Source organism: Rhodococcus sp. Leaf278 (assembly GCF_001426085.1).
Lineage (GTDB): Bacteria > Actinomycetota > Actinomycetes > Mycobacteriales > Mycobacteriaceae > Rhodococcoides.
In genome coordinates this window covers 234,173-256,243 of the sequence record NZ_LMRR01000043.1, presented here as the reverse complement: position 1 = coordinate 256,243, position 22,071 = coordinate 234,173, and the positions used below count along the sequence as shown (strand labels likewise).

At 59.8% G+C, this 22,071-nt stretch carries 19 protein-coding genes; 11 read left to right on the top strand and 8 right to left on the bottom strand.

Translation table 11 applies throughout. The features are described from left to right. Positions 1-6: 6 nt before the first annotated feature. Both ASG84_RS24310 and ASG84_RS24305 read right to left on the bottom strand, forming a co-directional pair. On the bottom strand, positions 7-798 hold the full coding sequence (locus tag ASG84_RS24310; RefSeq protein WP_057479515.1) for a CoA-transferase subunit beta: 792 nt from the start codon (positions 796-798) through the stop codon (positions 7-9). Then, the gene (locus tag ASG84_RS24305) at positions 795-1,754 is read right to left on the bottom strand and encodes a CoA transferase subunit A (protein ID WP_057479514.1); all 960 of its coding nucleotides are present in this window, start codon (positions 1,752-1,754) and stop codon (positions 795-797) included. Before ASG84_RS24305 ends, ASG84_RS24310 begins: the two co-directional genes overlap by 4 nt. A gap of 264 nt (positions 1,755-2,018) precedes the next feature. Between ASG84_RS24305 and ASG84_RS24300 the strand changes: the two genes are divergently transcribed. Genes ASG84_RS24300 through fabG form a run of 3 tightly spaced genes read left to right on the top strand, consistent with a single transcriptional unit; the run spans position 2,019 to position 4,236 of the window. After that, entirely contained in the window at positions 2,019-2,477 is a 459-nt protein-coding gene (locus ASG84_RS24300) for a VOC family protein (protein ID WP_057479553.1), read from the top strand. Continuing rightward, complete coding sequence (locus tag ASG84_RS24295) at positions 2,474-3,472, top strand: cyclase family protein (RefSeq protein WP_057479512.1); 999 nt, start codon at positions 2,474-2,476, stop codon at positions 3,470-3,472. Before ASG84_RS24300 ends, ASG84_RS24295 begins: the two co-directional genes overlap by 4 nt. Before the next feature lie 23 nt (positions 3,473-3,495). Next, entirely contained in the window at positions 3,496-4,236 is a 741-nt protein-coding gene (fabG, locus tag ASG84_RS24290) for a 3-oxoacyl-ACP reductase FabG (protein ID WP_057479510.1), read from the top strand. An 84-nt stretch (positions 4,237-4,320) separates the two neighbouring features. Here fabG and ASG84_RS24285 read toward each other — a convergent pair whose 3' ends face one another. Then, entirely contained in the window at positions 4,321-5,424 is a 1,104-nt protein-coding gene (locus ASG84_RS24285; RefSeq protein WP_057479509.1) for a mandelate racemase/muconate lactonizing enzyme family protein, read from the bottom strand. A 126-nt stretch (positions 5,425-5,550) separates the two neighbouring features. After that, complete coding sequence (locus tag ASG84_RS24280) at positions 5,551-6,909, bottom strand: MFS transporter (protein ID WP_057479508.1); 1,359 nt, start codon at positions 6,907-6,909, stop codon at positions 5,551-5,553. A gap of 466 nt (positions 6,910-7,375) precedes the next feature. On the opposite strand from ASG84_RS24280, the gene ASG84_RS24275 reads away from it, so the two are divergent. The 7 genes from ASG84_RS24275 to ilvD all read left to right on the top strand — a co-directional run bounded on the left by ASG84_RS24275 (position 7,376) and on the right by ilvD (position 14,878). Next, the gene (locus ASG84_RS24275; RefSeq protein WP_057479507.1) at positions 7,376-8,122 is read left to right on the top strand and encodes an SDR family NAD(P)-dependent oxidoreductase; all 747 of its coding nucleotides are present in this window, start codon (positions 7,376-7,378) and stop codon (positions 8,120-8,122) included. A 37-nt stretch (positions 8,123-8,159) separates the two neighbouring features. Further along, positions 8,160-9,212 carry a zinc-dependent alcohol dehydrogenase gene (locus ASG84_RS24270; RefSeq protein WP_200936664.1) on the top strand — a complete coding sequence of 351 codons (1,053 nt, stop codon included), beginning with the start codon at positions 8,160-8,162 and terminating at the stop codon, positions 9,210-9,212. A 341-nt stretch (positions 9,213-9,553) separates the two neighbouring features. Beyond that, a complete protein-coding gene (locus ASG84_RS24265; RefSeq protein ID WP_156399689.1) occupies positions 9,554-11,068 on the top strand; it encodes an Nramp family divalent metal transporter in 1,515 nt (504 codons plus the stop codon). Between the two features lie 29 nt (positions 11,069-11,097). Beyond that, complete coding sequence (locus ASG84_RS24260; protein ID WP_082521188.1) at positions 11,098-11,976, top strand: NAD(P)-dependent oxidoreductase; 879 nt, start codon at positions 11,098-11,100, stop codon at positions 11,974-11,976. Positions 11,977-12,012: 36 nt separating this feature from the next. Next, the gene (locus ASG84_RS24255) at positions 12,013-12,315 is read left to right on the top strand and encodes a YciI family protein (protein WP_057479504.1); all 303 of its coding nucleotides are present in this window, start codon (positions 12,013-12,015) and stop codon (positions 12,313-12,315) included. A gap of 73 nt (positions 12,316-12,388) precedes the next feature. Continuing rightward, a complete protein-coding gene (locus ASG84_RS24250; protein WP_057479503.1) occupies positions 12,389-12,847 on the top strand; it encodes a VOC family protein in 459 nt (152 codons plus the stop codon). A 174-nt stretch (positions 12,848-13,021) separates the two neighbouring features. Then, the gene (ilvD, locus tag ASG84_RS24245) at positions 13,022-14,878 is read left to right on the top strand and encodes a dihydroxy-acid dehydratase (protein ID WP_057479502.1); all 1,857 of its coding nucleotides are present in this window, start codon (positions 13,022-13,024) and stop codon (positions 14,876-14,878) included. 163 nt (positions 14,879-15,041) lie between these two features. On the opposite strand, the gene ASG84_RS24240 is transcribed toward ilvD, so the two are convergent. Beyond that, on the bottom strand, positions 15,042-15,935 hold the full coding sequence (locus ASG84_RS24240) for a LysR family transcriptional regulator (RefSeq protein ID WP_057479501.1): 894 nt from the start codon (positions 15,933-15,935) through the stop codon (positions 15,042-15,044). Between the two features lie 153 nt (positions 15,936-16,088). Then, positions 16,089-17,447: an MFS transporter gene (locus ASG84_RS24235; protein WP_057479500.1), complete on the bottom strand. Its 1,359-nt coding sequence runs from the start codon at positions 17,445-17,447 to the stop codon at positions 16,089-16,091. A 933-nt stretch (positions 17,448-18,380) separates the two neighbouring features. Between ASG84_RS24235 and ASG84_RS24230 the strand changes: the two genes are divergently transcribed. Beyond that, entirely contained in the window at positions 18,381-19,304 is a 924-nt protein-coding gene (locus ASG84_RS24230) for an NAD-dependent epimerase/dehydratase family protein (protein ID WP_200936663.1), read from the top strand. Positions 19,305-19,397: 93 nt separating this feature from the next. On the opposite strand, the gene ASG84_RS24225 is transcribed toward ASG84_RS24230, so the two are convergent. After that, the gene (locus ASG84_RS24225) at positions 19,398-20,516 is read right to left on the bottom strand and encodes an NDMA-dependent alcohol dehydrogenase (RefSeq protein ID WP_057479499.1); all 1,119 of its coding nucleotides are present in this window, start codon (positions 20,514-20,516) and stop codon (positions 19,398-19,400) included. Continuing rightward, positions 20,513-22,009 carry an aldehyde dehydrogenase gene (locus tag ASG84_RS24220; RefSeq protein WP_057479498.1) on the bottom strand — a complete coding sequence of 499 codons (1,497 nt, stop codon included), beginning with the start codon at positions 22,007-22,009 and terminating at the stop codon, positions 20,513-20,515. Before ASG84_RS24220 ends, ASG84_RS24225 begins: the two co-directional genes overlap by 4 nt. Between the last annotated feature and the right edge of the window lie 62 nt (positions 22,010-22,071).

Below are 22,071 nucleotides of genomic sequence, written 5' to 3'. Positions count from 1 at the left end.
CTCGGGTCATCGCAGATAGACCCGTCCCGGGTCTATCTGCTCGCGTAGAAGGGTGAGGTGTGCCGGATCCGGGAGTGGGAGCTCGACGATGTTGTCGGCCAGTTTCAGTGGCCATCCGGTGGCGGCTACGACGTCATCCGGGTCGATGCCAGGATTGACTGCGGTCAGTTCCAACTCGTCGTACATTCCCTGGCGCGAGAGCACGCCCATTTCCGTGTAGACCTTGGTAACGCCTCTGCCGAACGGTACTCCGCCGGCCGCACGGATTCGTTGGGGCCCGGGAGAGGTGCAGAAGTCGAGCTCGTCGACGAAAGACCGGGGGTCGTGGCGTCGCATGATGACGTGAACTTCCTCCGAGTTCATCATCACCTCGTGGGCGCCCCCGGAGCCCGGCAGCCTCTTGTCGGGCTTGTGCCAGTCACCGATGACCGACGAGTTGAGGTTGCCGAACTTGTCGATCTGCGCAGCGCCGAGGAAGCCGACGTCGACGCGGCCACCTTGCAGGACGTATCCGAAGAGCGCAGGCAACGTGAGGACCGCCTCGGCGTCGGTGATGAGTACCGAGTCGGCGATGGTGGCGGGAAGTTCGCTGGGATGGGCGCCGGTGACGCCGGATTCGTACACCACCTCGATGTTGGGCGCGATGGTTCGCTGCGCGAGCGCCACGACCAGAGTGGGCAAACCGATTCCGGCGAAAACGATTCGCTTCGACGCCAGATCCTGGGCTGCGGTGACTGTGAGCAGCTCTGCCTGAGTTGCTGTGTGGGGCGCCGAATTGGGTTCACTTGTGGTGGTCACCGTGGCATCCTTCGTCCGTAGTTGATCGGCGTGCTTTCCGCTGGCCCTACCGATAATGTGTCGAGTCGTTCTTGCCCAAGCTTTTTCAGATAGTTCTCGTGCGTGCCAGTCTCGAGGACCCACTCTGCCAGCCAGTCGATCAGGCGTGTGTGGTCCGCGCTGATCTGTGCCCATTCGCGGTAGAAGGCGTTGTCGCGGTCGTAGTAGCCCTGCGCGAACGATGGGTGCGAGCCCATAGGAACCGGCACCACTGCATCGACAGCGTGAGAGGGGAGAATGGTTCGGTTGGGATCCTTGCGCACGATGCTCTCATCGACGATCTCCTCGACGGTGACGATGACGCGATCTGCCGCGAAAGCTGCCTCGGCTTGGATTCCTGTCAATCCCCACATCTGGATGTTGCCCAAGCGGTCAGCGCGTTGCGCATGGATGATCGTGACGTCTGGGTTGATCGGAGGAACCACGTAGATCTTCTCGTAACGGCCGTCCGCATCGGCAAACGGGGACGTTACTTGTCGGTAGTCAGGGTTGATCGATGGTAGGTCGCTGCCGGTGATCGACCGGAGAGGATAGAACGGAAGTCGTTGCGCTCCTGCGAGATAACGGCACACCATGCTGTGGTGGGTGTATTCGACGAATTCGAGCGGATCGGGGTCGGCCCGCTCTATTCGTCTGCGGAGTTCGCCCAGTGAACCTGCGGAGGAGTTGCCGATGAAGGAGGAGACGAGTTTCGAGATGCACCCTGCGGCGACGAGTTGGTCGGCGACGATATCAGCGGTCATACGGACCAATGTCAGGCCGGAGATACGTTGACGGATAATCTCGTGGCCGGCGGCGACTGGGATCGCATGTGTGAAGCCCTCGATCGACACGACGTCACCGTCGTGAACGTTCTGCGCGATCGCGGCTTCGAGCGAGGTCACTTTGCTCGTGCCGGTCGATGTTTCGGTGTCCACTTTGTTCCGCCCTCACTGTCCGTGATCTTTCTCGGTCGAGAATGCCTTCGGCGATTGTGATGTGTCCAATATCGAATCCGGTCGTATTCAGACTTGTTTTGAACCCAATCAGGCCTGCACGTTTGAGCTGCCGGACGAATCTCGATTCGGGATGAATGACCATCGATTGATATGGGAGACGTCTGAATCGGTGCCAAGGCGATATTGGACGCGCAGGTTTGTGGCTTGCGACACTCGCTGGACCGTACATCGAGAGGAATGACCATGGAACTTCGACTTCATCACGTCAATGTGACCTCCGACGACATGGAGGAGCTCGGCAAGTTCTACTCCGAGGCACTGGGGCTCGGTGAGATTCCCAGCCCTCCCATGATTGCGACGTCGCGTTCGACCGACAGCGGTGAATCCGGCGACGACGAGTGGGCAACCCGTGCGCGATTCTACGATGCCGGTGACAAGGACGAGCTGCAGCTCCACGCGACCCGACGTCAGCCTTACCTGGCGTTGACCGAAGGTCACACCGTCAATCCTTTGATCGGTGGTCACGTCGCCTTCCGTACGGACGACATCCAGGAACTGATGCGCCGTCTGCGCGAAAACAACATTCCGTACGACGACTGGGGAATCTGGTCCGTCAAGGGCTGGTACCAGATCTTCTTCACCGACCCGGCCGGCAACATGATCGAGGTTCATCAGGTCATGGAGTCCGACACCGAGTCGTGAGCGAACACAGCGTCCACCGTTCACTTCCTACCTACGCGCAACTTCAGCTCCGTCCTCCGGAGGTGCGCGGCACAGCGTGGGGACTGTTCGGTTGGGATGACCAGCTCGGCAGTCTCAACCACTTGACTGCCGGACGCGTGGTCGATGCGTCCAGATTGGTCACTACAGGGCGGCGCGTGAATCTGAATCTGTCACTGTCGGAATTCACCGAGCCTCTGATCAAGCATCGGGGGAATCCCGAACACGAAGTGTTCGGATTGAACGATTTTCATCGGGACGACCGAGTGGACAACTTCTACCCTCAGGCCTCTACTCAAATCGACAGTTTGCGTCACTTTGCGCATCCGGATCGAGGCTTCTACAACGGTGCCGATCCGGACGAGTTGGTTACAGGGACGGCTGCGTTGGGGATCCAGCATGTTGCCTCGGCCGGTATCGCGGGTCGTGGCGTCTTGCTCGATGTCGCAGGCTATCGGCAGGCGTGCGGGCGGCCTATCGATCACGGCACGAACGAACAGATCGCGATCGAGGATCTCGAGGCGACCGCCCGGTGGCAACACGTGATTCTCGCGCCAGGTGACATCCTGTTGTTGAGGTTCGGATGGACCGAGTTCTTCGTCAACGCGGGCAACCCGTATCAGGGGCGATCTGTCGGTCTCGAGCAGTCCGAAGCGATGGCGGCGTGGTTGTGGGACGGACAGTTCGCGTTGGTCGCTGCAGACAACGTAGCGCTCGAAGCGTGGCCGGCGGATCAGTCGAATCTCCCTCCGATACAAGCTGAGACCGACGGGTCGTTGGCGCGGTCCTCGCACACGGGCATGCTTCATCGTGTGCTGATCCCACTGTTGGGGATCTATATCGGCGAGCTGTGGGATCTCGAAGAGCTTCTGCGCCAATGCCAGGCGGAATCGCGGTACGAATTTTTTGTCACTGCCGAACCGTTGAATCTTCTCGGTGGCGTCGGCTCGCCCGCCAATGCCATCGCCATCATGTGAGAACTGTCCTGAAAGGGAATGCAATGCTGTTGCAAGGAAAGACGGCCGTCGTCACCGGTGGTCCAGGCGGTCTCGGCCGTGCGATCACGTCAGCCTTCTTGAGGGAGGGTGCGAACGTCGTACTCACCGATGTCTCGGAAGCGGCGCTGGATCGGGCTCGAGACGAACTGCAGTCCGAGGGCACGGTCGTCACCGTCGCCGGTGATGTGTCTTCGGCTTCCGACGTCACTGCTGCTGCCGCTGCTGCGGTAGAGAGGTTCGGAACGCTGGATGTGTGGGTCAACAATGCGGGCTTCACTCGTGATGCCACTATGCGCAAAATGACCGAAGAGCAGTTCGACGACGTCATTCGAGTACATCTGAAAGGGACCTGGCTCGGCACTCGTGAAGCTGCCGCCATCATGCGCGGTCAGACCGGTGGTGGTTCGATCATCAACATGTCCTCGATCTCGGGCAAGGTGGGGATGATCGGCCAGAGCAACTACAGCGCAGCGAAGGCCGGGATAGTGGGACTCACCAAGGCAGCCGCGAAGGAGGTCGGGTTCGCGGGTGTGCGCGTGAATGCTGTGCAACCAGGAATTATCGATACTCCCATGACCGCGGCGTTGAGCGAAAAGGTCATGAACGCCAAACTCGCCGAGGTCGCCATGGGCCGCTTCGGAGCGCCCGCGGAGGTAGCCGAGGTCGTCCTGTTCCTCGCCAGCCCAATGTCGAGTTACATCACCGGCACTGTCCTCGAAGTGACCGGCGGACGGCATATCTGAGATTTCACCCCGCTGGATCTTCGCGCGCAACAACTGTGCCCCGGGACGAGAGTTCGCCTCTCGTCCCGGGGCATTGCCGTCGTTCTACTTGTCGGTGCGGTACCGACTTAGTTTGTCCGGATCCACACTCACTCCGACACCGGGGCCGGTGGGCACAGCCATGGAGCCGTCTCGGATCTCCAGAGGTTCAGCGATGAGGTCGTCGGCGAGATCGAGATAATTCGACAATTCGCCTGGACGCGAATGAGTTGCTTTGTACGCTGCACCGAATGCAACGGTTGCGGCCGAACCGATCTGAGTGTCGATCTGGTTGCCCATCAGAACATCCACCCCCATGCCCTGGCACAGGTTCAGGATCGATGTTCCATTGGTGAAGCCGCCTCGCGCGGTTTTGATGCTCACTGCGTTGCAGCCGCCCGAGATCAGCTCGCGCGAGACATCACCGGGGCGTGGAACGCTCTCGTCCCCGACGATGGGGATGGTCGAGGTTGTGACCAGCCGGCGCCGACCCAGGGCCTCGCGTGCATCACACGGCTCCTCGAACAAACTGATGCGCGAATCCACCAGCGCCGGCAGGGCGGATACTGCTTCGTTGGCGCTCCACCCGCGGTTGGCATCGACGTACAGCTCGATGTCGTCCTCGAGTTCGCTCGACAACACCTTGCAGAGGTCCAGATCCAGATGAAGAGGTCGGCGCCCGACTTTGATCTTGAAAGCACGGATCCCGTAGTCGTCGATGAAGTGTCGAGCTTCGTCGAGTACTACTTCTGCGCTGTCGAAACCGAGCATGTGTGAGACGCGCATGTGATGTGCGTATCCGCCCAAAAATTGGGAGACCGACACGCCGAGAGTGATGCCCAACGCGTCCCAGATCGCTATGTCGACAGCACCTTTGGCGACATCGTTATGAACGGTTCTGTCGAGGATGGCGGTTGTTCGGTCCCGTTCGAGTATCGATCGCCCGATCAGGGCGGGCGCGAAGACGTCGCGAATCACGGAGACAATCGATTGTTGGGTCTCGCCGTAGGTGTACGGCCGGGGTGGTGCATCGGCGATACCAACGACGCCGTCGCTGGTATGTACGCGGATCAGAACGTGATCGGCGACGGTGACCTGGCCGCTGGCGAACTTCAAGGGCTTCTTGAATGGAATCGCGTACGGAATTGCTTCGATCTTCTCGATCTTCATCGTGCTGCCAACCTCTGTGAGTCGTCGTCTGTTTCTGCGTTACTGCCCGTCTCGATCATTGCGTCGGATGTTCGCCCGAATTCCTGAGGGATACGGACTCTCTCGACGTTCTTCCCAACCGCGTCGTCACTTCGATGTCGACGAGGCTGGATCGGTGTCGACCGCCGGGGTGGAGTGCAGTCCGCCGGTGACCGTGTCGGTCCATCGACTCATGCAGTAGACCAGGACCGCGGCTGCGACGAAGAAGCCGGACATGATGAGCAAGCCCATGTCGGTCGACCCTGTGGTGTCTTGCAGAAGGCCGAAAAGGTAGGGCCCGACGAGGCCACTCAAGCTGGCGAGCCCGTTGATCATGGCGAGGGCTACTGCCGCCAATCCCGCCGTGAATACCTGAGTCGGCATGGAGTTGAACGATGGCAGTGACCCGAAAAATCCGCCTGCAGCCAAGCTGATGCCGATCAGTGCGAGATACGGGTTGCCGCTCAGTGCCGCGGTCGCGAGTCCGACCGCTCCGGCGATCTGCAAAATCGTCATGTGCCACGTTCGTTCGCCTGTCTTCGAGACGTTCTTGGAGACGAGAACCATGACGATGGCCGCGAAGGTCCACGGAATTGCCGAGACCAACCCTGAAGCGATGAATCCGAGCTTGAACTCTCCTCGAACGATGGTGGGCAGGAAGTACGCGATCGTCCAATAACCGATGGTCATGCAGAAATACAGAACGGTGAAGGCCCACGCCGCCGGACGACGGAGAACTGCCCAGAAGTACTTCATTTCGTGCCCCGGCCCGCCAGGGCGTTGCGCCGAGTGCTCGGCAAGGTAGTCCTTTTCCTCGTCGTCGAGCCATGTTGCCTCAGAGGGGCCGTTCGGCAGACGGAAGTACATGTAGGCCGCCAGCGCGATGGCGGGGATGCCTTCGATGAGGAATGCCCATCGCCAGCCTGCGACACCGAACAGTCCGTCCAGGGACAGCAGCGACGAGGTCAGAATCGATCCGATTGCCAACGCGATCGGCACGGCCAGATTGAGCATCGAATACGTCTTCGGCAGCATCCTCGGGGGGCACCAGAATGCCAGGAACAGCAGAGCGCCGGGCGAGAATCCTGCTTCGGCGATTCCGAGCATGATCCTGACGATGTACAGCGTGATGTCGTTCTGCACGAACGCCATCAACATCGTGCAGATTCCCCAGCTGACCATGATTCGGGCCAACCAGATGCGAGCACCGAACCGTGCGAGCGCCATGTTCGACGGAACTTCGAAGAAGCAGTAGCCGATGTAGAACAGTCCCGCCGCGAGACCGAACGTTGCGGCGCTCAAACCGAGGTCCTCTGACATGGGACCAGCCAGGACGCCGATGTTGGCTCGATCGATATACGAGATGAACATTCCGAGCATGATGATCGGGATCACCCGTCGGAGCGTCTTCTTGTAGATGCGGACTTCGATGTCGTCGATATCCGGCGTCGTGATGTCTTTGGTCATGAAGTGGGCTTCCTAGTCGAGAACGCAGCGCACGGATTGCTCGGCGTGACACTGGCTGCATGGATCAGGCAATGGGTTCGTGGCGGGCACGCGGACTGTTCCGCGGGTGATGCTGTCGCTGCTGCCTGGACCGAGGGGTGCCGTCGAAGCCTGTTCCTTGCTCTTCGATCAGCCGTCCCGTGTGACCTACAGCACTTGCACTACGCCGACTATAGGAAGAGTTGATCATTTCAGGCCAATACCAATCTGGCCATTTTTCAGTCATATTTCTAATGAATCGGCGAGCCCTGCAGCGGGTAGGTCCAGTGGTCCATCGATATATCTTGGCGACGTCTCAATGCCGCCCAACTATGTATTGGACGTACCTGTTACCTGGCGTGGACGCTCGATGCAGCGTGACTCAGCACACGATTTTGGTCGAACCGTACGTCTCACGGGCGCCCGGTCGCCGACAGAGGGAGATGACATGATTGATGTGAAGGACCTGGGCGCCTATCTGGTCACAGGGGGAGCCGGCGGTATCGGCACCGCCGTGTGCGAACGACTCGTCGAGGCGGGAATGACGGTAGTCGTCGCCGACGCCAGCGAGCAGTCCGCAAAAGATGTCGCGAAGCGCCTCGACTGCGACTATGCCGCAGTAGATCTCCGCAACAGGGCGAGTGTCAATGACGCGGTGGCAAGGGTGATACGCGAGCACTCGGCGATCAGCGGCGTGGTCAACTGTGCCGGTGTCACACGATTGATGGACTTCTTCGAGATCACCACCGAGGACTGGCACTGGATGATGGACATCAATGCCCTCGGGACCATGCATGTGATGCAAGCTGTGGGCAGCCGCATGCGTGACGCCGGCACCGGTGGAAGCATCGTCAACATCGCATCGATCGCAGGAAAAGGCTACCGGCAGACCTCCAACGCGGCGTATGCAGCCACGAAGGGCGCCGTACTTGCGTTGACCAAGGTGGCCGCAATCCAGCTGGCACCCTACAACATTCGCGTGAACGCAGTCTGTCCCGGACCGACCAATTCCCCGTTGCTCAGCGTGCACAACACTCCGGAAGCGCAGGGCCGGATCTCAGAGATGGTCGAGCACGTTCCGCTTCGGCGGTTCAGCGAACCGTCCGACATCGCGGCGGCGGTCCAGTATCTGCTCACGGCCAACACCGTCACCGGCCAATCCATGAACGTCGACGGCGGCCTAGTACTCGACTGACCATCGCGTCACCCCCGAACGAGAGGATTTGGAGCCGGTGAACACACCGATGCGTGCAATCGTCAAATCCCGTCCAGCCGCTGGAGTCGACATTCGCGACGATGTCAGTCGCGTTGTCGACATCGGCGACAATCAGATCCGGTTGAAAGTGGCTGCTGCATCTGTATGCGGCACCGACTCTCACCTCTACCAGTACACCCCCGCCGCCGCTGCATTCAACATGGTTCTGCCGGTTGTCCTGGGACACGAGGGCGCCGGTACCGTCCTGGAAGTGGGACGCGGTGTCGACTACATCGACGTCGGGGACCGGGTTGCACTGGACTCGCACATAGCGTGTTTCAATTGCTTTCCGTGCTCGACTGGAAACGCGCACCTCTGTGAGAACATGCGGTTGCTCGGGCTGCATACCGATGGACTGTTCGCTGAAGAGTGCGTTGTAGATGCGGCCGCCGCTTTTGTTCTCCCTGATGGATTTCCGCTGGATCAGGCTGCACTTCTGGAACCGGCAGGGGTCGCCATGCATGCATTGCAACGCTACGACAAGCCGGTTCTGGGTAAGCGGGTGTTGGTCACCGGCGGTGGGCCGGTAGGACTGTTCATCGCCGAGATGGCACGCTTGGCCGGAGCGATCAAAGTGGTCGTGGTCGAACCCAACCCATTCCGGCGAAACTTCGCCGAATCACTGGGTGCTGAAGCAGTCGAACCGGAAATCGACGTCCCGGGCTACTGTCGAGCTGCGAGCCTGGACCGTGGTGGATTCGACGTCGGCTTCGAAGCGTCGGGCCACCCGTCGGCGTTCGAGACGATTCTTGATTCACTCCGTGTCGACGGCACCTACGTATCGGTCGGATTCGCCGCCCAAGCCAGCACACTCGACACATCCGAATACTTGAACCGCAAATCGATCACTCTCGTCGGGTCCTTCGGACGGCGTCTGTGGGATACGTGGGAGCTGATAGTTTCTCTGGTCAAGAGCGGTGCACTCGATCTCGCGAAGTTCATCTCCCACCGACTCCCTCTGGCCGAATTCGAGACAGCGATCGAGTTGCTCAAGTCGGATTCGTGCAAGATTGTTCTCATGCCGCACTAGGCGCGCGTTGTGCCGCAGTATCGCTGGACGCCTCGCACTCACAAAATGACATGGGTGATCAACGGTACTCGATCCAGCCCCGAGGGCGGAACTGATCAGCTGTCGGCACGACACGCGGCTCGGGAGCACCTCACACCTCTTCTCCGGCGTTCAATACTGAACAGTCATCGGTTGATCTATTTTTGATATCAATGGAATTGGTGCAGGTGGCAGGGCTGCCGGCTGGGCAGATTCCTAACCGGTGACGTGGGATTTTCATTGATACCGGGTCGGCATAAGTGTTTTGCGTGATCAGTCTTGGACAACTCCGCGGGCGAACGTTAGCTTAGTTCAAGCAGCCTGTGGCAATCGTCACTACTCGAAGCGTTCATGTTGATCGCAACTGCGAAGTCAAGAAAGTGATCGGAATTATGGTGCAATCGAATTCGAAATCCGTGGCCACACCGTCCGGGTCTGGATCGGCCGGATCGATGAACGGTGGTCTGCTTCCCAAGATGCCGACTCGATCGTTGCCGTCAGTTCCGCGTATGAGGAAGATCGTTGGCCCCGGGGTCATCATTTCCGCCGTTGGAATCGGAACCGGCGAATATCTTCTGTATCCGTTCATCACCAGCCGCGTGGGGTTGACTTTTCTCTGGGCCGCCGCAATCGGCCTCGCATTCCAATATTTCATCAACACCGAAGTGGCCCGTTACACCCTCGCGACAGGCGAGACCATCCTGACTGGATTCCTCCGACTGTGGCGGGGGTGGGCACCGCTGTTCATCGTCATGACCGTCGTACCCTTCGCCTGGCCGGCGTGGATGACTAGTGCAGCGCAAATGATCACCTTCCCTCTCGGCGGTGGAAACGTCACGTGGATCGCCGTAGGAGGTCTCGCACTCATCGGTGCGGTGCTGACTTTTTCTCCGGTCGTCTATCAAACCGTCGAGAAGCTCGAAATGTTCAAAATCTTGATGATTCTTGCTTTTGCGGTGCTCGTGGTGGTTCTGATCGGCTGGAGGCCTTGGGCAGAAATTCCCTCGGCAACGATGGAGGGGATCGGTCGACTGCCGGCCGAGGTGCCGACAACTGTTCTTCTGTCGGCTCTCATTTTCGCCGGTGGCGGCGGAGTCGTGAACTTGGCCGTGAGTAACTGGGCGCGCGACAAAGGCTGGGGTATGGGCATCCACGCACCCCGGGTTGTATCTCCCATTACTGGCCAAGAAGAGGCTGGATCCGCTGCGGGATACGAGTTCGAGGTAAATGACGAAGAATTGGCGAAATGGAAAAAGTGGTGGACGGCCGTTCGGGTTGAGCAGTTCTTCACGTTTTACGTCGTTACCCTTGTAACCATCGTCGTATTCTCGGTACTCGCGTTCAGTACAGTGACGCAGGGTGGGTACTCTGGAGGTGCCGATCTCGGATTTATCCGCTTCCTCGGAGAATCGCTTCAAGAAAAATATGGAGCTTGGCTCAAGCTCTTGTTCTGGTCGGTGGGTGCCATTTCGCTGACCTTCGCAAATCTCGTCGTAGTCGACATGGTCGCTCGAATCACGTCGAATATCCTGTCCACGATTTACCTGAGCAACCATGCTAGGTGGACTGAAGCAAAGATCTACTCGACGGTGGTGTGGGTGATGGTGGCCCTCGGTGCCTTGATACTGGGTCTTGGTCTCAACCAGCCGTTTGTTCTCATCGCAATTGCTGCCATTCTCAACGGACTGGTGATGGTTGTCTGTTGCGTGCTGATTATTCGCGTGAACGGCTCGTTGGACCGTCGCATCGGAATTTCGATCGGTCGGCGCTGCGCAATTGCTCTTGCAGCACTGGTGTACGCGGCGTTCACGACGTACACCATCACCACTTTTATCTGATTCCGACAACTGATGGAGCATGAAACAGCATGACCGAAAAATTGCCAGGAGATATCTCCATAACGGTGATCGGCCTCGGAGCAATGGGCATGCCTATGGCAAAGAGGCTGGCCGACCGAGGACATGCAGTAGTCGCTGTGGATCCGAACCCGACGGCCCGAGCGAAAGCGGAGACGTTCGGAATGAGCTCGCGCGAGACCATGCACGATGCGCCACCGAGCGACGTCGTGTTGGTCACGGTTGCCACGGGCCCGCAACTTATGTCAGTCGTCGAAGCAGGTAGTGCCAGCCGAACAGTCGGGGAAGAACTGTGGATTCTCTGCTCGACTGTCGGGCAGAGTGCAGCTCAGGACGCGGCACGGCTGTTGAACGACAAAGGCGCCAAGCTGGTGGATGCCCCGATGACGGGCGGAGTGCCGGGCGCCGAACGGGGAGAATTGACGTTCTTCGTCGCGGGCGATTCCGAGGAAATCGATGAGTTGACAACTGTTCTCGGTGTTCTTGGTACAACACGGTTCGTCGGAGGCGACGTGGGCGGCGGTCAAGCCATGAAGATGGTCAACCAGCTGTGCTGCTCGGTACACCTTGCGGTTGCCGCGGAAGCTGTCGCTTTGGCAGTCAAGCTGGGCTTGAACCCTGAAATCGCAGTCGATGTCGTCACCAAGGGTGCCGGCGCGTCATGGTTCTTGAACGAACGAGGCCCTCGAATGGCACAGCTCGATTCGGTCCCTGACGTCTCCACTCGACTGGCCATCCTTGCCAAAGACATCGGTTTGGTCAAAGAGTCGGCAGTCGAGCGTGGAGCCCACATCCCGCTGTTGGAAGCTGCAGAGCAGCAGTACGCGCGAGCTGCCGAACTCGGGCTGTTGGAGTCCGACGACAGTCAACTGGTTCGTTCGTATCTCTGACTTACCCGTCACACAGCACAGAAAGAGTTTCCAGCAATGACCAAGTTCGCAGTAACGTATACGTACAGCGATGACACTGGCACTCGCGACCGAATTCGGCCGGCTCACCGCGACTACCTGGGGACGCTGGTCGAGCAGAACCGTCTGCTGGTAGCAGGAGGTCTCGAATCCGAGGGTTCAGCAGGTGCGCTGTTGATTTTTCAGGCCGACGACGTCGTTCAGGTCCGTAGTTGGGTCGCGGACGACCCGTTCGTGCAGGCAGGAGTCACCACGTCGATCGACGTGACCCAGTGGACGCCTGCACTGGGAAGCGTCGTGGACTCGTTCGCCGTGCTGTGACACCCCTGACCACTATCATCCGTCGCGCCGATGCGGCCGGAAATCTCGAGTTGAATCAATCAAAGGAAATGAAATGGAATTACGACTACATCATGTGAACGTCACTTCGGACGATATGGGTGAGTTGGGTAAGTTCTACTCCGATGCGCTCGGTCTGGGTGAGCTACCGAGCCCGCCCATGATTGCAACGTCGCGGTCGACGGACAACGGCGAGTCGGGTGACTCGGAGTGGGCCACGAGAGCACGATTCTACGATGCCGGTGACAAAAATGAGCTTCAACTTCACGCCACACGTCGCCAGCCTTACCTTGCGTTGACCGAAGGACACACCGTCAACCCGTTGATCGGAGGTCATTTCGCATTCAGGACCGACGACATTCAGGAAGTCATGCGCCGGCTTCGTGAGCACAACATCCCGTTCGACGACTGGGGTATCTGGTCGGTCGAAGGCTGGTACCAGATCTTCCTGACGGATCCCGCTGGAAATATGATCGAAGTTCATCAGGTCATGGAGTCGGATTCGGAGCAGTAGGTTCGGCACTCCGGGGCCGTGCCCGTCCCGCTTTCGTTACGAAAAGCGAGACGAGCGCGGCCCGTTCGTGTTTCGGTGTATTACGACCGTCCACACTATCGACGTTTTTCAGCCTGACGTGCCGGATTGCGCGTCGCCATGAGATGTACGAAGTATTTCGAGAGGTTCAATGGAATGCCTGCTTTGAGATCCCGAACTGTCACGCACGGCCGGAACATGGCGGGTGCCCGCGCGCTTCTCCGTGCTGCTGGCGTGGACCGTGGAGATTTCGGTAAGCCGATCATCGCCGTGGCCAACAGTTTTACCGAATTCGTCCCAGGGCATACCCACCTGCAGCCGGTAGGCCGAATTGTGTGCGCAGCGATCAAGGAAGCAGGTGGAATTGCCCGCGAGTTCAATACGATCGCTGTCGATGATGGTATCGCAATGGGGCACGACGGGATGCTGTATTCATTGCCGTCGCGTGACTTGATCGCAGACTCCGTGGAGTACATGGTGAACGCTCACTGTGCGGATGCGTTGGTGTGTATCTCCAACTGCGACAAAATAACTCCCGGTATGTTGATGGCAGCGCTGAGGTTGAACATTCCCACGGTCTTCGTCTCCGGCGGCCCGATGGAAGGTGGAACGGCGGTCCTTGTCGATGGCACTGTTCGTACGCGCCTCAATTTGGTCTCGGCAATCGCGGACTCGGCCTCGGACACGGTGTCGGACGAGGACATCACCCGCATCGAAGAAGCGGCATGTCCCACCTGCGGATCCTGCTCGGGTATGTTCACAGCGAATTCGATGAACTGCCTGACGGAGGCTCTCGGGTTGGCTCTGCCGGGAAATGGTTCCGTCCTCGCTACCCATACCGCTCGCCGCTCCCTGTACGAGAAGGCAGGCAGTACCGCGGTCGATCTGTGTCGTCGATACTACGACGAGGACGATGAGGGGGTTCTGCCGCGGTCGATCGCGTCCAGGGATGCTTTCGACAACGCGATGGCCTTGGATATCGCGATGGGAGGTTCGACCAACACCATCTTGCACCTACTTGCTGCCGCCCGCGAGGCCGAGCTCGATTACACCCTGGAAGACATCGAAAAGCGTTCCAGGGTAGTGCCCTGTCTGTGCAAGGCTGCGCCGAACGGTTCGTATCTCATGGAAGATATCCACCGAGCCGGCGGCATTCCAGCCATTCTCGGTGAACTACGCCGCAGTGGGCTGTTGCACGAGAATGTCCGTTCGGTCCATGCTCCGTCTCTCTCGGAGTGGCTCGATCACTGGGATGTACGCGGTGAGTCACCAGCGCCCGAGGCTGTCGAGTTGTTCCATGCCGCGCCAGGTTGCGTTCGGTCTTCGGCGGCGTTCTCGCAGTCCGAGCGATGGGAGAGTCTCGATACCGACGCGGACTCCGGTTGCATCCGTGACGTCGAACATGCCTACTCGGCAGATGGCGGCCTCGCTGTGCTCCGTGGAAATCTGTCCGTCGACGGATGCGTCGTCAAGACTGCCGGCGTCGATGAGTCGATACTCGTATTTCGTGGCCCCGCGGTCGTTCTCGAATCTCAGGAAGAGGCGTGCAACGCGATCCTGTCCGGTCGCATCAAGGCCGGGGATGTTGTCGTTGTTCGTTACGAGGGACCGAGGGGCGGTCCGGGAATGCAAGAAATGTTGTATCCGACCTCGTTCCTGAAAGGACGCGGACTCGGCAGCAAGTGTGCTCTCGTGACCGACGGACGTTTCTCCGGCGGCACATCGGGGTTGTCGATTGGGCATGTATCACCTGAGGCCGCGGCGGGCGGTGTCATCGCACTGGTCGAGGACGGTGACCAGATAGTCATAGACATCCCGAATCGCACAATTGCCGTGGAGGTTTCGGACGACCTACTTCAGGAACGTCGGACAAGGTTGATCAGTTCGGGCGGTTACAAGCCGGGGGTACGCCAGCGTCGCGTCTCCAAAGCGCTGCAGGCCTACGCAGCGCTTGCGCTGTCTGCCGACAAGGGGGCAGTTCGCGACATTTCATCGCTGACCTACTCAGGATGACCGTGCGGTGCCTGTAGTGGCGATGTCCGAATTTCGTGAGTCCGGCCGGCTGGCCGCTTCAGCCGGCCTTTACGCTTTACACCGAGGACGGACTGCGCTTCTGCTCGAATAGTCCGGCATCAGCACTAGTTTCGCGCATAAACGAGCTCAATGCTTCGCCCGCTTACGGCTGCTCGCCGAGGCCGACGACTTGCCGCAGCACAACGCGAAGTGCCGGGTTGGTGTTGTCTCGTCTCCACGCCGCTCGCATGTCTACGTCTGTCGACGTATCGTCCAGGGGGACGAAGACCACGTGTGGGTCGGTGACGTTGTTCGCCACCGAGGCAAGTGTGAGGTGGCAACCCACCTCGGCAGCCACCACTGCAAGGGCAGTCTGAGTGTCGGGAGCAATTTGGACGACTTCGGCGACAAATCCGTGCGCGTCGGCCAGTCTGCGCAGTCGATCGGGGAGGACAGAACCGTCGTGCAGAGGGAGGGATACGAAATGTTCCCCGGCAAGTCGCTCGATCCGCACGCCGCGTAGGTCGGCCAGAGGATGGGTGTCAGCGACTGCCACCACGAGGTGATCTGCCATCACGATCTCGGATTCGACGCTGGGCGGAACGACGTCCCACCGGCCGAGTGCGAGATCTGTATCCCCGGTGAGGAGCTTCTTCATCGCCGGTTGCGCAAAGTTCTGGCTCGAAAGTTCCAGACTGATGCCCGGATGCTGCGACCGGACCACTCGAGCAAGTCTCGCGACCATCTGGTGCGTCGATACCCCGGCAAAAGCGAGCCGGACAAGCCCGGTCTCACCGCCTTCGGCAGATACGACTGCGTTCTCGGCCCTTCGCATTGCGTCCAGGACTGCCCGCGCCGGCTGGACCAACGCTTCGCCGGCGGCGGTCAGCTTTACCGAACGAGTGTTTCGGTCGAACAGTGTTGCACTCAAGTGCTTCTCCAGTTGCTTTATTGTGCGGCTGAGCGGAGGTTGCGCGACGTGAAGCCGCGCTGCCGCCCGGCCGAAATGAAGTTCGTCCGCGACTGCGAGGAACGCGCGGACCTGTTCGATGTCCACTGAAACTCCTTCAAAGGCGTAATGATCGTCGACTTCGACGAGGTGAAAACCAAGAGAGCTGCGGACGCTCGATTGAAAATGCGCCCCGGGTAGCTCTGCACCCGGGACGCAATTTCGAACTTCGACGGTCGAATCGATCTAAAGTCGATTTGATCAGGACACGGTGGCCACGACGGACGTAGACGAATCCTGACCGCTCAGACTGTCATCCACGCGCTTGCGCTCGGCCTTCCCCCAGGTCTCACGGGTCGATAGAAGTCCTATGAGACCAATGACGGCGGCGGACATGTAGAGGATCGAACCGCCGACCCATCCGAACGTGGCAGCCAAAGCTCCGGCGGCGAACGGTGCGAAGCCACCGATGCTCGAGGCGATCTGGTATCCGAGCGACACCCCCGAGTTGCGCGTGTTCGTCGGGAATAGTTCGCCGAACCACGCGCCCTGGACGCCGGCGAGCGTTCCCCAGATCACGGCGATGCCGATGATGTAGGCGATGGTGATGAGGACCGGGTTACCTCCGTTCGTAAGCAAGAACATCGGGAATGCGAACAAAATCATGGCAACCGTACCGGCCAGATAGACGGTCTTGCGCCCTACCTTGTCGGAGATTGCCCCTGATGCAATGACGGCGGGAACTGCGAGAACACACGCAATCAACATCGCAATGAGGGTCGCTTGCTTGGCATCGGGATGGTCTCTGTTGATATACCCGAGCAGGAAGGTGGCGACGATGTAGTAGCTGCACGATTCCATGACGCGAAGCGCGATAATTCTCAAAATCGTGCTCCAGCCACTGCGCACCACCTCGCCCACCGGGTTGTCGAGGATCTCACCGGCTTCCTTCGCATGTTCGAAGTCAGGTGACTCTTCGAGCTTGAGGCGAACGAAGAGGCCGACGCCGACCAGGAGTGCACTTGCGAGGAACGGAAGACGCCACGCCCAGTCATTGTCGAGTTGGCCGGAGGCGATGAAGACCACGGTAGCGAGAGCGATACCGGCCGGGCTTCCGGCCTGGGGTATTGCCGCGTACCGGCCTTTGCTCCGGGACGGGGCGTGCTCGAAGACCATCATGACGGCTCCACCCCATTCGGCACCGTAGGCGAGGCCCTGGATCAGGCGGACGGAGACCAAGATGATCGGTGCGGCGATACCGATCTGCGAGTAAGTCGGGAGAAGGCCGATGACAAAGGTGGCGAATCCCATGACGAGGAGTGACGTCACCAGAACTGGCTTGCGGCCGAACTTGTCGCCGAAGTGTCCGCCGAGGGCACCCCCGAGTGGCCGGGCAAGAAAGCCAGCGCCGAAGGTAAGCAACGCGAGAAGAGTTCCCATCGTCGGACTACTGGAGGGGAAGAAGGCGTCCCCGAAGTACAGGGCTGAGGCTGTACCGAAGGCGAGGAAGTCGTAATTTTCGATGACTGCACCGACACTGGCTGCGTATGCCGTCCTGAGTCTGCCGGGCGAGCCAACGGAAGCAGCTGTGTGCTGCTCGTCGGCGATTGGTTGAGTCATGCTCGTGTCTCCCTGGTGTGGTGATTGCGGCTTGTTCGGTGGGTGAAGTCATCGGATAGTTGTGGTCTGAGGCGGTTGGCGGCCGCTCGGAGCGACAACGGAGGCTGCGAGCGTCTGGTCCCCAGCTCCTTGTCGGTTGGAATGGGGGCTTTGGAAAGCGAATGGCTTGGCAGTGACGACTTTCGATGCGGCACTCGTCAGGATCAAAGGGCGGCTGAATACCGGGACTGCATACACCAAGGCGCAGAAAATGAAGCTGGTTCGATGCGGCCGTGCACAAATGCGAAGACGTTGTCGTACTGACGAGCGGATCATCCCGTAGTTCGGGGGACGTGACCCCAGTGGCGCCCTTACCGACTGCATTGTCGGGTTGAGGCACCGTCGCTGTCGGGGGACATTCGCGATGTTCCTTCCGGTCGTGACGACCCAAGCGCGATCGCCTGGGGTGGAACGAGATCGCAAAACGGAGCTGTCGAATAAGATCTCACCGCGGACCACGGCAGCGATGTGGGTGTCGCGGAAAGTCGTGTGATTGCAGCCTCGAGGCGGAGTAGATGTGTCGTCCGTCACCAAGACTTGGCAAAGGTACAACGCAAATTTCGTTGTGTCCAAGACTGGTTTGGCATCAGACTGATATCAAAATGTGCAATAAACATTCTTGAGGTGGGTGAGTCTATGTGCCGACCGCTTTCGGTCCGGTCCAGTTTGCGTGCAGGCACCCCGATCGATTATTTACAAATAGATCATCAATCGTATGGGTAATTGGTATTGGATTTAGTAAGGCCGGCTGGGCATGATGGCGAGAACCGCGCTGCGGGTTTGTTCGATCCGGCCCGGGCCTGACTTCGACTTGTGGTCACTTTTGCGACAGGCTGATCGTCAGGACAAGCGCGCCGATGCAGTCGAAAACTACAGGAATGGGAGCGTTACCTCGTGAGTGTCACCAAGCCGCTGGATATCTTCATCACCGGTGCGACCGGATACATCGGCGGTTCGGTAGCGGCCGCGTTGCTCTCCCGGGGCCATCAGGTCCGTGGGCTCGTGCGTAGTGAACAAGCGGCCAAGCAACTCCAGGCGATGAAGATCGAGCCGGTGCTCGGGTCTCTGGACGACGTCGATGTTCTTCGGGCCGAAGCGGAACGAGCCGACGTGGTGATCAACGCCGCCAGCAGTGATCACCGAAATTCGATCGATATCCTCGCCGCTGCCCTGTTTGGAACCGGAAAGGCCTTCCTGCACACCAGCGGTTCCAGCATCGTAGGTACCGTGGATCGTGGGGAATCGACGGAGAACGTCTGGGACGAACGGATCATGGACGCCGACTCGGCGTGGACACCGCACGAGATCAAGGCACCCCGAGTCGCCATCGATCATCGAGTGCTCGATCTTGGGGCAGAGGGTGTTCGTAGTGCGGTGCTCTGCAACTCGTTGGTCTACGGGCGGGGATTGGGCCTGAGGCAGGACAGTCTGCAGGTTCCCGCCCTCATTTCCTATGGGCTTCGTTATGGTGCAGCTCCCCAGATCGGGGAGGGTGCGAATATCTGGTCCACGGTACATATCGGCGATCTGTGTCGTCTGTACACACGCGTTGTCGAGGACGAATCTGCTCGCGGATTCTACTTCGTCGAGACTGGCGAGGCGTCTTTTCACGACATGGCCGTCGCGATTGCACACCGGTTCGAGCTCAGTGGAGTTCGGTCGTTGACCCTGGACGAGGCTGCCGACGAATGGCCGTACAACATGGCGGCTTTTTCGCTCGGGTCCAACAGTCGGGTCCGGGGTACGCGGGCGCGGGCCGAGCTCGGATGGACCGCACGGCATACAGATGGAGTTCTGCACTGGATCGGTTGCTGTTGAGCATCTAGCCGGCTCAACGGTTCAACTTGCTGATCCGCCGGAGCCGCTACCGACGTGTGTCCTCGTCGGTAGCGGCTCAGTGGGAGTGGCAGCCTAGTCGTAAACGATGACGCCTCTCATGTTCCGACCTTCCATCATGTCGGTGAATCCAGTGTTGATATCGTCCAAACTGTATGTGTTGGTGACCAACTCATCTAGCATCAGCTCGCCGCGCTTGTAGAGGCCGAGCAGTTTGGGGATGTCGGCTCGTGCGTTGCATTGACCGTACAGCGCGCCCTGGAGCCGTTTTCCTGACATTGTCAGGTCGAGGAGATTGAGCGACACCTCGGCTTGCATCGCCGGGGCAGCGGAAGTGATGACGGTGGTTCCGCCTTTCCGTGTCAGGAGACTGCATGGGCCGACCAAGTTTCCCTCACCGACGCCCGCGGTGAGAATGACTTTGTCAGCCATGACGCCGTCGGTGAGATCTGCGACCAGAGACATGGCGTCCGCGATACTTTCAGCCACGTGGGTTGCTCCGAGCTTGGATGCGGTCTCGCGTTTGAATTCGACGGGATCGACGGCGACGATCGTGGTCGCACCGGCCAATCGTGCGCCCTGCACTGCGTGGATTCCAACCCCACCGGTTCCGACGACGACGACCGTGTCTCCGGGTTGAGTATCGGCGGCGTATACAGCGGAGCCCCATCCGGTCGGGACACCGCAGCCGAGCAGCGCTGCTTTGTCGAGCGGAATTTCTTTGGGCACCTTGATAACCGCGGAGACCGGGGCCACGACGTAAGGGGAGAAGGTCCCCAGAAACGACATCGCACCCACTGGTTGTCCGTCGACGTGAATGCGGTTGGTTCCGTCCGGTGCTTTGCCGCCGAGGACACCGGCACCGACGTCGCACAGACTGGACATACCGAGTGCGCACCAGCGGCAGCGTCCACACGACGGCAGGAAAGTCGTTACGACGTGGTCGCCTACCTCGAGACCCGTCGCATGGTCGCCGGCTTCGACGATGACGCCTGCACCCTCGTGCCCGCCCAGGACGGGCGCGAACGGTAGAGGGATATCACCGGTGTCGAGGTGCGCATCGGAGTGGCACAGACCCGAGGCAACAAGTTCGATGAGTACCTCGTCGGGCCTCGGCGGATCGAGATCGATGTCCTCGATGCTCCACCCCGAGTTCGTTCCGGGCTTCCACAGTAATGCGCCTCTGGTCTTCATGCGTTGTCTCCTGCTGTTGCGAACTGCACCATTTTGGTTTCGAGGTAACCGTCGAGACCTTCGGGGCCGCCCTCGCGACCCAGCCCGGACTGTTTGAAGCCTCCGAACGGCTGTGTGACGCACAACCCCGCGGTATTGACGAAGATCTGGCCGGTACGGACCTCGCGGACTACCTTCTCGGCGACAGAATCGTCGTGAGTGAACACCGCGCCGGACAGACCGTACGGGGAGTCGTTCGCTATTCGGATTGCATCGTCGATGTCGTCGTAGGCGATCGCGACGACCACAGGTCCGAAGATTTCCTCGCGGGCAATTCGCATCTCGTTCGTGACGTCCACGAAAAGTGTTGGAGAGAAATAGAATCCAGAAGTCAGCTCGTCAGGCCTGGATCCACCTGTTGCGATGTGCGCGCCTTCGGCGAGACCGATTCGGACGTAGTCCTCGACGCGTTCGAGCTGCCTCTGCATGGCGATCGGGCCGAGAGCCACGGCGGCGTCGAATGGATCGCCGAGCGGCAACGAACTCATTGCGGCAGCCAGAATCTCGGTGTACTCGGTGTACCGCGACCGAGGCAGGAGTACCCGGGTAATCGCAGCGCAGACCTGGCCTGTGTGTCCGACGCTTGCAGGGATCAGATGAGGTAGTACTTCGGCGAACTCGATGTCCGGCGCTACGATTGCCGCTGATTTGCCGCCGAGTTCGAGCGATAGCCGCGCGATGCGGTCACCGCACAGGCTCATGATTCGCCGCCCGGCGGCTGTGCTGCCAGTAAAGGCGATCTTGTCCACACCGGGGTGTGTGACCAGGTGTTCACCGACCTCGCGGCCTCCAGGGACAATGTTGATCACTCCGGCGGGAATCCCGGCCGCCTCTACACATTCGGCCAGAACATAGGCCGTGAGAGGGCCTTCCGGTGCAGCTTTGAGCACGACGGTGCACCCGGAGGCGACGGCGGGCCCGATCTTGAACGCTGCGGCGGCGATCGGTCCGTTCCACGGAATGATGGCACCGACGACGCCGACAGGTTCCTTGACAATCCGGACCCGGTTACCGCCGTCGACTCGATCGACAGTGAACTCCGTGGTGCGCGCGATCTCGGCGAACTGCCTCAGGATGCTGACCGACATCTGATGGAACTGAGTACCGACTGCCAGCGGTGCACCGATCTCCACAGCGAAAATTTCGGCGATCTCAGGGATCCGTTTTTCGATCTCATCAGCGAGGCTGTCGAGCAGCGACGCGCGTTCGGGTGCCGTCGTCGACCGCCACTCGCTGCCGTTCAACGCTTTACGGGCTGCCAGAACTGCGTCATCGATGTCGAGATCGGTGGGTTCCGGAACTACCGCCACGACAGAACCGTCGATGGGCGATACGACCTCGATCTTGTCGCCCCCGCGGGGAGTAGTCCAGGTGCCGCCGATATAGAAGCGGTCGTAGTCGTGGACGTGCGTGCTCCGCATTGTCAGTGGTGGGGGCGAAGTCAGCGATGCCATGTGGGTGGTCTCATTTCATTCGGGAAGTCGATGTGCTTCGTCGACCTCTCGAAGATATGTGT